The organism is Limnoglobus sp. (assembly GCF_059499385.1).
Genome location: NZ_JCABYM010000108.1, coordinates 1 through 12,179, shown reverse-complemented (window position 1 = coordinate 12,179; position 12,179 = coordinate 1). Strand labels below are relative to the sequence as shown.

Sequence of the window (12,179 nt, the reverse complement as noted above, 5' to 3'; positions counted from 1 at the left end):
GTATGATACCACCCCCCGGTCTTTTACGGTGGGGGGGGGCCGTGTCTCCGCCCCCCCCGGTTTTGGTGTCCCCCCCCCGGGGGGCCCGCCAACCCCCGCCACCACCCTACAAGTCGCTCACTTCCCGATGCAGAACAAGTGCTTCTCCCCGCGGAGAAAGATGCTGCCGTCCGAGAACGCCGGGGACGTGTAGCACTTCTCGCCCAGCGCGTTCTTCGCCAGCACCTCGAACCGGTCGGCCGCCTTCACCACGAACGTCACGCCGTCGTCGTCGGTGAAGTAGACGCGGCCGTCCGCGGCCACGGCCGACCCGCTGTGGTGCTTGCCGAGCCGCTCCTTCCACTTCAGCTCGCCGGTTGTTGCTTCCCAACACGAGCCGATGCCGTTGTCCGTGACCAGGAAGAAGTGGCCGCCCGCCGCGACCGGCGACGGCACGTACCCGCCCTCGTTTTTCTTCGACCACGCGACGTGCGTGTTCGTCACGTTCCCGCTGCCGTCCGGCCGGATCGCCATGACCCAGTGTTCGGGGAAGCCCGCGGTCAGGAAGAACAGCCCGTCCGAGACGACCACGCTGGAGACGAACTGCTCCGTCGGGCCGTCCACGATCCAGAGTTGCTTGCCGGTGTCCGGGTCGTACCCGGCCACGCACTTCGACCCCGTCATCACGAGCTGCTTCCGGCCGCCCAGCTCGAACACGACCGGCGGGCAGTATGACCGCGTCCGGTTCGGCCGGTCGGTGCGCCAGAGTTCCTCGCCGGTCGCCTTGTCGAACGCGACGACGTAGGCGAGCGCGTCCTGGTCGCAGTTCACGATCACGAGGTTCTTGTAAAGCAGCGGCGAGCTGCAGAACCCGTGCTTCGAGTGGAACTCCCCCGGCGACTTCTCCCAGAGCTTGGTCCCGGCCGTGTCGTAACAGTAGACCCGCACGCTCGGCTGGTCGAAGAACGTGACGTAAACCCGCTCGCCGTCCGTCGCCGGCGTCGAGCTGGCGAAGCTGTTCAGCCCGTGCTTCCCCTCGAGCGGCGCGGTGAGGACGACTTTCTCCCATAGGATCGACCCGGTCTTCCGGTCCAGGCAGTACAGAACCCGTTGCTTTTCCTTCTCCACGCAACCGGTGACGAACACCTTGCCGCCGGCCACGACCGGCGACGAGTGCCCGCGGCCGGGCAGTGGCGTCTTCCACTTCACGTTCTCGGTCGGCGACCACGTGAGCGGGTAGCCGGTGTCGGTGGCACGGCCGTCGTTCGTCGGCCCGCGCCAGCCCGGCCAGTCGGCGGCGACGAGGGCGATTGTGAGAAGGCAGACCAAGACGCGGGGCATCGGCGGACCTCGGGGTGACGTGCGAACCGGCGGTACGACCATTGAACCAACTCGGCCGGGGATCGGGAACGAAAAAACGCGGCCGGCCGTCAAATGGGCGGCCGGCCCGGAACGCCGCGAGCGGTCGCGGGTTTAGTACCGGTAACGGCCATACCCATCGGCTAGAATTCACACACACAACCTCTTGGGAGTCCTCTCATGTCACTTCGACGGGTCATGCGGTTCGTGGCGGTCGGCCTGTTCGCCGCGGGCGTGTTCGCCCTCGTCGCGGCCGATTCGCTCGTCGCCGCGAGCAAGGCGGAGGAGGCGAAGCGGCACACGGAGACGCTGAAGACGAGCAAGGACGCGAAGAAGCGGGCCGAGGCGCTGGAGGAACTCGGCAAGCTCGGGCAGATCATGAAGTCGCTGGTCGAGCCGGCGCTGCCGGAGATGAAGAAGGCGCTCGCGGACAAGGACGCCGGGGTCCGCAAGGCCGCGGCCCTGGCCTACGGCCGGGTCGATCCCGACCCGAAGGAGGCCGTCCCGGCGCTCGTCAAAATGCTGAAGGAAGACAAGGAAGAGAGCGTGAAGATCGCGGCGGCGCAAGGCTTGGCCGCCATGGGCGACAAGGCGAAGGAGTCGCTCCCGACGCTGCGGGAAATTCAAAAGTCCGAGGACAAGAAGAGCGGTCTGTCGAAGGCCGCCCGCGAGGCGATGCGGTCGATCAACGCGAAGAAGTGACGATCATCGAGAAATGTTAACCGCCGGGGAAAGCCCCGGCGGTTTCTATTCCGTTAGCGGATCAACGCCACGGCGATGGCCGCGCCCAGCCCGATGGCCATGCCGAGGATGACGAGTAGCGCCCACACCTTCGCCGGAATCCGCGCGGCCACCGTCGAGCGGCGGGTCGGCAACCCGTGGAGGCCGGACGGCCGCACCGTCGCGGCCGTCGGGAGATCGACCGTCGGGACCTTCTTCGCGTCGCTCGACGTTCGGTTCGCCGCGTCGCGGACGGTCGGCGTCTGCGACTGGCCGGCCGTGTTCGGGTTCGCCAGGATGCGGCTCGGCAGGTTCAGCGACGGCGTCTTCCCGCCCTCCGAGGTCCACGGCAACAGCGCGACCGCCACCTCCGCGGCCGAGGCGTAACGCTGGGTCGGCAGCTTCGCCATCATCTTCGACACGACGGCCGCCAGTTCCGGCGGCACGTCCGTGCGGTACTCGGACAACTGCGGGACCTTGCCGAACTGGTGCTGCATCAGCTTCTGCTGGGCCGGCACGCCGTCGTAAGGCGAGTGGCCGGTCAGCAGCATGAACAGCGTCGCCCCGAGGCTGTAGATGTCGCTCCGGGCGTCCACGTCCCCCTGGATCGCCTGCTCCGGCGACAGGTAGTCGATCGTGCCGAGGATGGCGTTCGGGTTCAGCACGCCGGTCAGGTTGTCGGCCGAACTCTTCGTCTGCTTCGTCAGCCCCATGTCGAGAATCTTGATCGTCCCGTCCTTCGTAATCATCAAGTTTTCCGGCTTGATGTCGCGGTGGACGAACCCCTTCTCGTGGGCGTGTTCGAGGCCGGCCGCCGCCTGCACGGCGATCTGCGCCGCCTCGGCGAACGTGAACGGCCCCTTGCGGTCGATGACCTGCTCGAGCGTCGCCCCCTCGACGTACTCCATCACGATGTAGTGCGTGCCGCCGGCCTGCCCGACGTGGTGGACGCGGACGATGTTCTGGTGCGACAGCGCCGACGCCGACCGGGCCTCGCGGAGGAACCGCTCGACCGCGACCTTGTTCGCCGCCAGTTCCTTCGCCAGCACCTTCACGGCGACCTTCTTCTTCAGCGCCGAGTGCTCGCTCAGGTAGACGGTGCCCATCCCGCCCTTGCCGATCTGGTCCAGGATGCGGTACGGCCCGAGGACGAACCCGCGGAACTTGCCGGCGAGTAGTTGCTTCGTCTGGAACCGGGTGAGGACGCCCTTCTTGATGAGCTGCTCGGCGCACTCGCCGGGGCTGTCGGCGTACTCGTTGGAGGTGCGAAGCTCGGCCAGCACGTCGTCATCGACGAGCTTGCTTTCCGCGATCATCGAGAGGAATTCGCTGCGTGAGGCAACCGCGGCCATGGAGGGAACCTGCCGAAAGGTTCGGACGGGGGGACGTTACCGAACTGTAGAACACAGTTCGGGAAAACCAGACAGGCTGCCGGAGGATCGGACAAAATGTTGCGCGTGGCCGGCGCGAAGATTTACCCCCGTGCCAACAGCGCGCCATGGGTAGTTTGCACAAATCGGACGAATTGGTCCCGTTGTTTCACTCGAGCAATTTCCACCGCGCCACGCCGGCGAACAGGTTGGCCGGCGTGAGCCACTTCGGGTTCGTCGGGTCGGCCGCGTCGTCGAAGTAGATTTTCAGCTTCGTCGCGACGACCATGTGCCGGTCGAGCTGCCAGAGCGGGACGAACGGCATCGCCTCGACGAACCGCCGCTGGAGTTCGTGCGCCTGCGGCGCGAGCTTGCCGGAGAAGTCGGCGTGCCGGCGGATTTCTTCGAGCTGTTGGCCGAACAGCTTGTCCTCGCGGGTCGGGGCAACGGTCTTCGGCGGGTATCGCATGAAGTTCCGGCCGCCCGGCTCCTGCGCGGCCGGATCGAGCAGCGCCCCGAGGCCGTAGGGGTACCACTCGTCGGAATACTCGAAGTTCACGTAGGCGAGGTCGAAGTTGCGGTCGTCGTAGACCCGCTTGTGGAAGTCGGCGGCGCTCAACCCCTCGGTGGTGATCGTGACCTTCACGGCGACGGACGCGGCCGCCTCGACCTGCTTGCGGATGGCGTCGCACGCCACGCGGGACCGGGGGTCGTCGTTGGAGTAGATCAGCGACAGCGTCTTTGCCCCGCCCTGGATTGCGTAGTCGGCGAACTTCGCCTGCGCCAGGTTCGCGTTGAACAGCGGCGGCGGGACCGACCCGGCGGCCTTCGGCACGGCCCACGACTCCGGCGGGTACGGCCCGACCAGCGGCTTGTGGAACTGCTTGAACCCGGCCCGGAACGCCTTGTCCAAGATGTCCTCGCGGTCGATCGAGTGGGCCAACGCCCGGCGGAGGGCGACGCTGTTCAGCTCCGGCCGGTGGTGGTTGATCGCCAGGAAGTAAATCTGCCGGTTCGCCGCGCACGTCAGCACGTCGGCCACGCCGTTGAGCTTCGCGGAGGCGGCCGTGAATTTCGCGAGGTCGGCCGTCGGCACGTCCGGCAGCAGGTGCAGTTGCCCGGACCTGAACAGGGCCGGCGGGTCGGCGACCTTCGTGGTATCGACGAAGTGAATCTCCTTGATGAACGGCTGCCCGATCCGCCCCGGCCGGCGGCCGAACGCCGGGTTCGCGACGAACGTCGCCTCCGGCGGGCCGTCCGCCGGCTGCCCGCGGCCGAGGAACTGGAACGGCCCGGTCCCCGCCGGCTTCATCGCGAACCCCGCGTCGTCCAACTGCTTGTTCTGCGCCGTCAGCCACTTGCTCGGCAGAATCTTCGTCGTCATGAGCGACAGCGGGAACGGGTGGCCGCTGACGAAGCTCATGCGGAGCGAGTTGCGGTCCTCGACCCGCGTTTGGTCGGCCATCCAGTCGATGTGCTCGCCGGCCCACGTGTGCCGGTACTTCTCGCGGATCGCCTTCATCGTCCCGGCCACGTCGGCGGCGTCGAAGTACTCGCGGCCGAGGCCGACCCACTCGGCGTTGCGAACGACGCTGAAGTCGCGGGCGAGGCCGGCCGGGGCCGGCATCCCGGCGGCGAGCGCCGGCCGGTACTTGACCCCGTGCGGGTCGTCCGGGAGTTCCTCCAAGAGCGGCTCGAAGATCAGGTCCGTCGCCTGGTGCTCACTCGGGTAACGGGCGGTGAGCGGCGTCATGCGTTCGGGGAGTTGCCGCGCGCCGACGTAAAGAATGCTGTACGCCCCGGTGAGCTGCCCCTGCAGGTCGCGGAGGCCGGCGTGGCCGGGGTCGATCGTCTCGACCGTGCGGAGCAACTGCTGCGCCCGCTTCTGGTCGTTCACCCGCAGGGCGTTGGACGCCTGGTCGAACAGCCGCTTCGCCTTCTGCTTCAGCGCGTCGCGAATCTTCTCCGCGAGTTCGCTCTTGCTGCCGGGGAACTGCCGCTCGAACTCGGACAGCAGGTCGCGGGCCGTCTCCAGGTCGGCCGGCTGCTCCGACTCGGTCGCCGCAATCAACGCCTCGGTCAGCCGGGCGACGAACACGTCTTCGAGGAGTTTCGCGTTGTTCGGGTAGAGCGTGACCATCCGCGCGCCGAGGCCGCGGACGAGCTTCCAGTCCTTCCGCTCGGCGGCGAGTTTCAACCGCGCGAGGCGGACGTCGGCGAGTTTCTCCGCGACTAGCGCCCGGACCTGCTCCCACCCGATCCCCTTCCGCTTGCTCTGGTCGCGGGCGGCGTCGTGGAAGAACAGCGCCCCGGCGAGCAGCTTTTCGGCCGCCTCCACCCGATCCTTCATTTCCGTGCCGACCGGCGTGGTGACCTGCGGGTCGATGAGTTTTTTCGCCTCCTCGACAATCATCTCCTCGTAGTGCATGGTCGGCCGCACTTTCACCAACTCCATCCGCCGGAGGGCGTAGGGCTGGTTCTTCTCGTCCAGGTCGAAGACGCCGAACACCGGCGGAATCTTCCCCAGCCGATAGGCGGGGATCGGCAGGACGCGGGTTTCCGTACCCTGGGTGTCGGTCAGTACGTCGAACGCGACGACGTACTTGATCAGGATCGCCCGGAGGCCCGCCGTCCGGGCGTCCGCGGTGGCGCGGGCCAGCTCCTCGATCCGCACGTAGTACGCCCCCTTCGGCACGATCACGGCCGGGGCCTCGTCGTCGATCGGGATGCTCTCGCGGACCTTCTTCGGGTTCGCGTCCTCGGCCTCGGCGTAGGCCCCGGTCCCGCCGGTCGGCCCGCCGGCGTCCTTGTCGTCCTTCTTCTTGTCCTTCTTCGGGACGATCTGCCCCTGGGCGTAGACGCCGACGCCGGCGGCGAGCAGGCCGAGCGCGAGCGCCAGGGCGAGGGGCCGAACGAGGCGGGAGGTGGTCGGCATCTGTTTTCCTATTTTTTCGCGGAACGTGGCCACGCCCGACGGGTTCATCATAACAAGAGAGGGACGGGGAAAGCGAGTCGCGAGTCGTTCATGAAGCTCTCACGTCTGGCGACTACCCGTACCCGTGTGGAACGCCCCCACGTGTTCCAACTCTCGATCCTCTCCCGCCCGGCGGGGTGTCGCGGCGGACGGGATCACACCCCCTGTTGTCTGTGAGGACGGTCCCATGCGGAAGTTCGCGCTCGGTCTGGCGGCCCTCGTGTTCTCGATCGGCCTGGTCATCGCCGGCGAGGTCGGCTTCGTCAAGTACGACGCCGACAAGAAGGAAATCACGGTCAAGGACGGGGACAAGGAGAAGGTCCTGAAGATCACCGACAAGACGACGTTCAAGCGGGGCGACAAGGACGTGCCGTCGGACAAGGGCCTGGAGGCCCTCGGCAAGATGAAGGAAGGCAAGGGCAAGCTCGAAGTGACGACGGACAAGGACAACGTGACGGAGATCAAGTTCGCCGGGAAGAAGAAGAACTAAGTCCGGACGCCGTCTCGAACGCGACCGGCGGGGGTTGACCCCGCCGGTCGTTTTTTTGGTCGTTGCGATTCTTCACACTTCCGCCTACGATTCCAGTAGACGCACACCCATCCCCGGACCCCGCACATGGCCCGTAAGACGCAGAAGTCCTCGAAATCGCAGATCGTGGCGTTCAAAGTCGAAGAGGAACTGGCCGAGTTCCTGGACAACCTCCCCAACAAGAGCGACTTCATCCGCAAGGCGATCCTCGCGCAGTTCGGCATGACGTGCCCGCTGTGCGTCGGCACCGGCGTCGTCGCCCGCGGCATCCACGACCACTACAAGCCGGTCATCGAGACGCAGAACAAGAAGCCGTGCGAGAAGTGCAAGAGTGACGTGGCGTTCCCGCTCAACGCGGACGGGCTGAACGGCCTCGACAAGAAGCGGGTCGAGCAGTTCCTGCACGGCGGCCCGATCTACTGCCCGAAGTGCTACCCGACCGTCCCGGCGTGCGACGACTGCGGCTGGCACGTCGCGATGGAGAAGGTGGCCGAGCACTTCAAGAAGCAGCACACGCACGCCCACTGAAACCGCCCGCCGGCGGCGGCGTCTTCCCGGTACGGAGGTGTCCGATGGGTTCCGTTACGCTCGCGGTCGCGCTGGTCCTCGTCATGCCGTCCGCCGACCCCGCCCCGACGACGGCGAAGGAGGCGCTCAAGCCGTTCAACCTGTTCGTCGGCAAGTGGAAGGGGACCGGCGTGCCGGACGCCGTCGGCGGGGCGAAGGCGAAGGAGTTCTGGTCCGAAACGACCGAGTGGGTCTGGCAGTTCAAGGGCGACGACGTGTGGCTGTCCGCCGCCTTCGAGAAGAACCCGCGGTACGCCAGCGCCGAGTTGCGGTACGACACGGCGAAGAAGCACTTCAAGCTCGACCTGACGACGGCGGACAAGAAGACGCTCACCTTCACCGGCCAACTGACGCCGGGCAAGGGGAAGGAGCAACTCCTCACGCTCGACCGCACCGACGACGAGACGAAGGCGACGGAGCGGCTGGTGTTCACGCTGCTTCACTACAACCGCTACCTGTACCGGCTGGAAACGAAGGCGGCCGGCGGGGTGTCGTTCGCGCGGCAGTTTCAGGTCGGCGTGACGAAGGAGGGCGGCGGCTTCGCCGACGTGCCGAAGGGACCGGAGTGCGTGGTCAGCGGCGGCCTCGGCACGTCGCGGGTGACGCACGCCGGGAAGACGTACTACGTGTGTTGCTCCGGCTGCCGCGACGCGTTCAAGGACGACCCGGAGAAGTACGTCAAGGAGTTCGAGGCGAAGCAGAAGAAGGACGCGGAGAAGAACGAGAAGAAGTGAGCCGACGGGTTTTCCGCCCTGAAAGGGCGGTTCTTAGAGCGAAGGCCGTCAGGCCTGGATCGCGGCAACCGCAACGCCCCGGCCCTGAAGGGGCCGTTCATTTGAGGCATGCCCCCGAATGAACGGCCCCTTCAGGGCCGGGGTTCTTGCGACTCGCAGGTCCAGGCCTGACGGCCTTCGCTCTAAGAACCGGGCCTTCAGCCCGGAAAACCAAAACGGCACGGGCCAAGCCCGTGCCGTTCGTCGTTTCTCTCGTCGCACTCAACCCGCGATCGGCGTTTCCTTCTGGGCCTCTTGCTGCACCGCGGGCAGGTGGCCTTCGACCACCTGCGGCGTCTCGACCTTCGCCCCGATCAGGTTCTTCTGCAGCGCCCTCGGCGTCGGCCGGCGGACGTCCCACACGATCCCCACCCACGACAGCGCCTTCAGCGAGTAGTACGAGATGTCCACCTCGTACCACTTGAACCCCTGGCAGGCCGCGCTCGGGTAGTGGTGGTGGTTGTTGTGCCAGCCCTCGCCAAACGTTAGCAAGGCCACCCACCAGTTGTTCCGGCTCGCGTCCGTCGTCTCGAACCGGCGGTAGCCGAACAGGTGGCAGACGCTGTTCACGCAGAACGTCACGTGGTACACGGCCACCGTGCTGAGGACGAAGCCCCACACGAGGGCCGTCGGGCCGCCGAAGTACCAGCACCCGATGCCGAGCAGCGTGCCGGGGACCCAGTGCAGCCGGTCGAGCCACTTCAGTTCCGGGAACTTCTGCCAGTCCTTCATCTCGCTCCAGTCGGTGTCGCCGTTGCCGCGGCTGAGGACCCAGCCGACGTGCGCCCAGAACACCGACTTCTTGATCGGCGAGTGCGGGTCGCCGTCTTGGTCCGAGTGCCGGTGGTGCTGGCGGTGCTCGCCGGCCCACCACATCGGCCCCTTCTGGATCGCGGCCGAGCCGATGACGCCGATCACGAACTGGAACCAGCGGGAGGTCTTGTAGGCGCGGTGAGCGAAGTACCGGTGGAACCCGGCCGTGAGCGCCCACACGCGGAGGCTGTACGTAACCGCGAACAGGGCGACCGCCCACCAGTGGAACTCGACGAAAAAGACCGCGACGCACGCCAGGTGGATCGCGACGAACGGGAAGACGTTAATCCAGTCGGAGACTTTGCTGATGGCCCGGCGGAGGCCGGCCGGTCGGGGGGCGGCGGGTAGGGTCGGCCGCGGGAGTATGGGTTGAATGACGGCTCCTTAATCGTTCCGAGTCGCGAGTCGCCCCTGGGGCGGGCGGGTTGAAAGCGTGTCCCGTAATGTATAGGAGACAAAGGGGCTACGTTCTCGTGTCCCGGCGAAAAAATCCTCGCATTTTTCCCCGGAACTGAGAAGCCGAAACGCCCTCCGACCGAGCCTGGGCGAAATGCTCCGATTTTCCGGCAAAGAGCGATTCCCATTTTCGCGAACGGTCGTGGCCGAGAAGCTGTCCGACGCGGCGTTCCTGGCCGGGTGCGCGCCGGACGTGGAAATTCAGCACGCGGACGCAACCACCGCCGTCTGGCGGGGAAAGGCGCGGCTCTCGTTCATCTCCACGGCCGTCGAGACGACGCTCACGATCACCGACCGCGTCCCGGACGAGGCCGTCACGTTCACCCTCTCGAATCGCGCGACGGGCGGGAGCTTGGCCCTCGTCTGTTCGCTGACGTTCACCGACGACACGCTCGTGACGTGGGCGGCCGAAGTGACCGCACGAACCGGGATGCTGAAGTTGGTCTCCCCAAACGTGCTTCGCACCCAGATCGAGGCAGACCTTGTCGAACTCTGGGCCGGCGTCCGCGACCGGCTCGCTCACTCCTCGCCGTAAGCCTCCCGCTCGAACCGGTTGCCCAGGTACGGGTTGTCGCCCCGCCGCCACGCGAGGAAGCTGGCGAAGAAGTACGCGGGCAGGAACAGCGGCCCCCACCGCTCGTACTGCCGGACGTGGACGTGCTCGTGGTCCCGGCTCGTGTCGAGGCAGTCGCGGTCCTGCCCGAGGACGACGTGGCCGAGCGTCATCGCCGCGGCCGGGCCGAACATCGGGATCGCCGTCGGCAGCCCGCGGGCGAGGAACCATCGGACGAACCCGCCGTGAATCTCGACGACGCCGCGGACGACCTGCACCCGGCCGCCGGTGACGACCGCCGGCAGCAGGAACAGCAGCCCGAACAGCGTGTTCGGGACGGCCCAGAGGTAGCCGGGGACGCGGAGCATTGCGAAGAGTGGACGCTACTCGATCTGAAACTCGCCGAGGCCGACGCACGACGACTGGCCCTCGTCCTTCGTCATCGTGAACCGCACGGCCCGGACGGTCGTGAGCTTCTTCAGGATCAGGTCGAAGTCGTGCTTCTCCCCCTCCCCCTTCAGGTCGTGCGTCGAGATCACCTTGTCGTCCTTGTCGAGGAACTCGACCTTGCCTTCGAGGACGAAGTAGCCGCGCGGGTACTGCGGGTCGCGGTTGCCGAGGATCGTGACCCGCTTGACCCGCACGTCTTCGGGGAACGTGGCCGTGATCGTCGGCGTCTTCCCGTTCTGCGGGGCGTCGCCGCCGTTGGAGTACCACGACGTTTGCTCGTTCCCGTCGAAGGCGTGGCCGACCGGCCATTGCTCCCACTGGGAACTCGCGGCGAGCGTCAGCTTGTCCTTGTACTTCGTGACGAGGTCGTTGGTGTTCTTGTCGCCGACGGCCGGCTTCGCGGCCTTCGGGACGGGGGCGGCAACGGCAACGGCGAACGCGAGGACGACCGCGACTGGGGCGACGAGGAACCGAACCATGACACCCTCCGCGGGACGGGAGAAGGCGACGGTTCGAGTGTACCCCGCCGCCGCGGCCGGGTGAAGTGTCGACCGGCCGGCGTTACACGCCGGGCGTCAGACCGAGTTGTCGGTGACCCGCCGCCGCGGGCCGTCGTCGTCGTCCGCCTTGTCGCTGAAGAACGAGTACATCGCGAACATGATGCCCGCGCCGATAACCATGACCCCGTAGACCGGGTTGTGAATCCCGAGCGACTTCTCGCCGCCGAACAGAACGCTCCCGATGAGCATCAACGCCATCCCGCCGACCAGTTGCTTGTTCATGTTTCGCCCCCCGCCGGATATACCTAACTAGCACACGAATCCCGCGGTTTCCACGAGGCCGCCCCTCCCGCCACGGACGGAGCTTCCCGCATGTCGAACGACACCACGCCCGCCCCGGAAGCGGAACCCTGGCCCGCCCTCTCGATCCTCGACCGGCGGGTGCTCGGGGTGCTGATCGAGAAGCAGAAAACGTCCAAGTCGCCGGACGCCTACCCGATGTCGGTGAACGCGATCACGACCGGGTGCAACCAGAAGTCGAACCGGGACCCGGTGCTGACCCTCGACGAGGACGACGTGGAGCCGACGCTGTCGCGGCTGCAGGGCGGCGGGCTGGTGTCGAAGGTGACGGGCGGCCGGGTGGACCGGTGGCGGCACCTACTCTACGAGAACTGGAAGGTCGGCAAGGTCGAACTCGCGATCCTGGCGGAGTTGCTCCTCCGCGGCCCGCAGACGGAGGGCGACCTCCGCACCCGCGTCGGCCGGATGGACGAGGTCGCGGACCTGGACCTGCTGAAGGCGCTACTGAAGCCGCTCGTCGATCGCGGGTTGGTCGTGTACCTGACGGCCCCGGACCGCCGCGGGGCGGTGCTGACGCACGGGTTCCACCCGGCCGAGGAGTTGGAGGCGGCGAGGGCGACGTTCGGCAACGGCGGGGCCGAGGTGACGGCGGTGCGGGGGCCGTCGGCGAACGCCGAGCAGTTGGCGGCGCTACAGGACGGGCTGAACCGGGCGTTCGACGAGATCGCGAAGCTGCGGGCCGAGGTCGCGGAGTTGCGGGCGCTGGTGGCGGAAAAAACCTGACTTCCGAAGTCCGGCTTCGACTTCGGAAGTCGATCCCGCGCAGGAGCGTTCGC

At 67.0% G+C, this 12,179-nt stretch carries 12 protein-coding genes and 1 pseudogene; 6 read left to right on the top strand and 7 right to left on the bottom strand.

The window, feature by feature from the left end; translation table 11 throughout:
* Window positions 1–117 precede the first annotated feature (117 nt).
* Window positions 118–1,320, bottom strand: coding sequence for a PQQ-binding-like beta-propeller repeat protein (locus AC5JJ2_RS19540; RefSeq protein ID WP_495859704.1), 1,203 nt, complete (start codon window positions 1,318–1,320; stop codon window positions 118–120).
* Window positions 1,321–1,518: 198 nt separating this feature from the next.
* Between AC5JJ2_RS19540 and AC5JJ2_RS19535 the strand changes: the two genes are divergently transcribed.
* Complete coding sequence (locus tag AC5JJ2_RS19535; protein ID WP_495859703.1) at window positions 1,519–2,040, top strand: HEAT repeat domain-containing protein; 522 nt, start codon at window positions 1,519–1,521, stop codon at window positions 2,038–2,040.
* A 53-nt stretch (window positions 2,041–2,093) separates the two neighbouring features.
* On the opposite strand, the gene AC5JJ2_RS19530 is transcribed toward AC5JJ2_RS19535, so the two are convergent.
* Together AC5JJ2_RS19530 and AC5JJ2_RS19525 are read right to left on the bottom strand one after the other, a co-directional pair.
* Window positions 2,094–3,374: a serine/threonine-protein kinase gene (locus AC5JJ2_RS19530; protein WP_495859702.1), complete on the bottom strand. Its 1,281-nt coding sequence runs from the start codon at window positions 3,372–3,374 to the stop codon at window positions 2,094–2,096.
* Window positions 3,375–3,597: 223 nt separating this feature from the next.
* Window positions 3,598–6,363: an ABC transporter substrate-binding protein gene (locus AC5JJ2_RS19525; RefSeq protein WP_495859701.1), complete on the bottom strand. Its 2,766-nt coding sequence runs from the start codon at window positions 6,361–6,363 to the stop codon at window positions 3,598–3,600.
* Window positions 6,364–6,589: 226 nt separating this feature from the next.
* On the opposite strand from AC5JJ2_RS19525, the gene AC5JJ2_RS19520 reads away from it, so the two are divergent.
* The 3 genes from AC5JJ2_RS19520 to AC5JJ2_RS19510 all read left to right on the top strand — a co-directional run bounded on the left by AC5JJ2_RS19520 (window position 6,590) and on the right by AC5JJ2_RS19510 (window position 8,232).
* Window positions 6,590–6,892, top strand: a complete 303-nt coding sequence (locus AC5JJ2_RS19520) for a hypothetical protein (protein ID WP_495859700.1) — start codon at window positions 6,590–6,592, stop codon at window positions 6,890–6,892.
* A gap of 126 nt (window positions 6,893–7,018) precedes the next feature.
* A complete protein-coding gene (locus tag AC5JJ2_RS19515; RefSeq protein WP_495859699.1) occupies window positions 7,019–7,459 on the top strand; it encodes a hypothetical protein in 441 nt (146 codons plus the stop codon).
* 44 nt (window positions 7,460–7,503) lie between these two features.
* On the top strand, window positions 7,504–8,232 hold the full coding sequence (locus AC5JJ2_RS19510) for a YHS domain-containing protein (RefSeq protein ID WP_495859698.1): 729 nt from the start codon (window positions 7,504–7,506) through the stop codon (window positions 8,230–8,232).
* A 366-nt stretch (window positions 8,233–8,598) separates the two neighbouring features.
* On the opposite strand, the pseudogene AC5JJ2_RS19505 reads toward AC5JJ2_RS19510, so the two are convergent.
* Window positions 8,599–9,459, bottom strand: a pseudogene (locus AC5JJ2_RS19505) (acyl-CoA desaturase); the annotation flags it as partial.
* A gap of 175 nt (window positions 9,460–9,634) precedes the next feature.
* Between AC5JJ2_RS19505 and AC5JJ2_RS19500 the strand changes: the two are divergent.
* Window positions 9,635–10,075, top strand: a complete 441-nt coding sequence (locus AC5JJ2_RS19500; protein WP_495859697.1) for an SRPBCC family protein — start codon at window positions 9,635–9,637, stop codon at window positions 10,073–10,075.
* On the opposite strand, the gene AC5JJ2_RS19495 is transcribed toward AC5JJ2_RS19500, so the two are convergent.
* From AC5JJ2_RS19495 to AC5JJ2_RS19485, 3 genes are all read right to left on the bottom strand, one after another.
* On the bottom strand, window positions 10,060–10,461 hold the full coding sequence (locus AC5JJ2_RS19495; RefSeq protein ID WP_495859696.1) for a hypothetical protein: 402 nt from the start codon (window positions 10,459–10,461) through the stop codon (window positions 10,060–10,062). The genes AC5JJ2_RS19500 and AC5JJ2_RS19495 overlap by 16 nt on opposite strands.
* A gap of 15 nt (window positions 10,462–10,476) precedes the next feature.
* Window positions 10,477–11,022: a discoidin domain-containing protein gene (locus AC5JJ2_RS19490; protein WP_495859695.1), complete on the bottom strand. Its 546-nt coding sequence runs from the start codon at window positions 11,020–11,022 to the stop codon at window positions 10,477–10,479.
* Between the two features lie 96 nt (window positions 11,023–11,118).
* Complete coding sequence (locus AC5JJ2_RS19485; RefSeq protein WP_495859694.1) at window positions 11,119–11,325, bottom strand: hypothetical protein; 207 nt, start codon at window positions 11,323–11,325, stop codon at window positions 11,119–11,121.
* Between the two features lie 90 nt (window positions 11,326–11,415).
* On the opposite strand from AC5JJ2_RS19485, the gene AC5JJ2_RS19480 reads away from it, so the two are divergent.
* A complete protein-coding gene (locus AC5JJ2_RS19480; RefSeq protein ID WP_495859693.1) occupies window positions 11,416–12,126 on the top strand; it encodes a DUF480 domain-containing protein in 711 nt (236 codons plus the stop codon).
* Window positions 12,127–12,179 lie beyond the last annotated feature (53 nt).

What these genes read in the sequence shown, in the direction of transcription:
- AC5JJ2_RS19535 (WP_495859703.1), top strand. Translation starts at nt 1,519, where the DNA reads ATGTCACTTCGACGGGTCATGCGGTTCGTGGCGGTCGGCCTGTTCGCC.
- AC5JJ2_RS19515 (WP_495859699.1), top strand. Translation starts at nt 7,019, where the DNA reads ATGGCCCGTAAGACGCAGAAGTCCTCGAAATCGCAGATCGTGGCGTTC.
- AC5JJ2_RS19510 (WP_495859698.1), top strand. Translation starts at nt 7,504, where the DNA reads ATGGGTTCCGTTACGCTCGCGGTCGCGCTGGTCCTCGTCATGCCGTCC.
- AC5JJ2_RS19500 (WP_495859697.1), top strand. Translation starts at nt 9,635, where the DNA reads ATGCTCCGATTTTCCGGCAAAGAGCGATTCCCATTTTCGCGAACGGTC.
- AC5JJ2_RS19530 (WP_495859702.1), bottom strand. Translation starts at nt 3,374, where the DNA reads ATGATCGCGGAAAGCAAGCTCGTCGATGACGACGTGCTGGCCGAGCTT.
- AC5JJ2_RS19490 (WP_495859695.1), bottom strand. Translation starts at nt 11,022, where the DNA reads ATGGTTCGGTTCCTCGTCGCCCCAGTCGCGGTCGTCCTCGCGTTCGCC.
- AC5JJ2_RS19480 (WP_495859693.1), top strand. Translation starts at nt 11,416, where the DNA reads ATGTCGAACGACACCACGCCCGCCCCGGAAGCGGAACCCTGGCCCGCC.
- AC5JJ2_RS19495 (WP_495859696.1), bottom strand. Translation starts at nt 10,461, where the DNA reads ATGCTCCGCGTCCCCGGCTACCTCTGGGCCGTCCCGAACACGCTGTTC.
- AC5JJ2_RS19540 (WP_495859704.1), bottom strand. Translation starts at nt 1,320, where the DNA reads ATGCCCCGCGTCTTGGTCTGCCTTCTCACAATCGCCCTCGTCGCCGCC.
- AC5JJ2_RS19485 (WP_495859694.1), bottom strand. Translation starts at nt 11,325, where the DNA reads ATGAACAAGCAACTGGTCGGCGGGATGGCGTTGATGCTCATCGGGAGC.
- AC5JJ2_RS19520 (WP_495859700.1), top strand. Translation starts at nt 6,590, where the DNA reads ATGCGGAAGTTCGCGCTCGGTCTGGCGGCCCTCGTGTTCTCGATCGGC.
- AC5JJ2_RS19525 (WP_495859701.1), bottom strand. Translation starts at nt 6,363, where the DNA reads ATGCCGACCACCTCCCGCCTCGTTCGGCCCCTCGCCCTGGCGCTCGCG.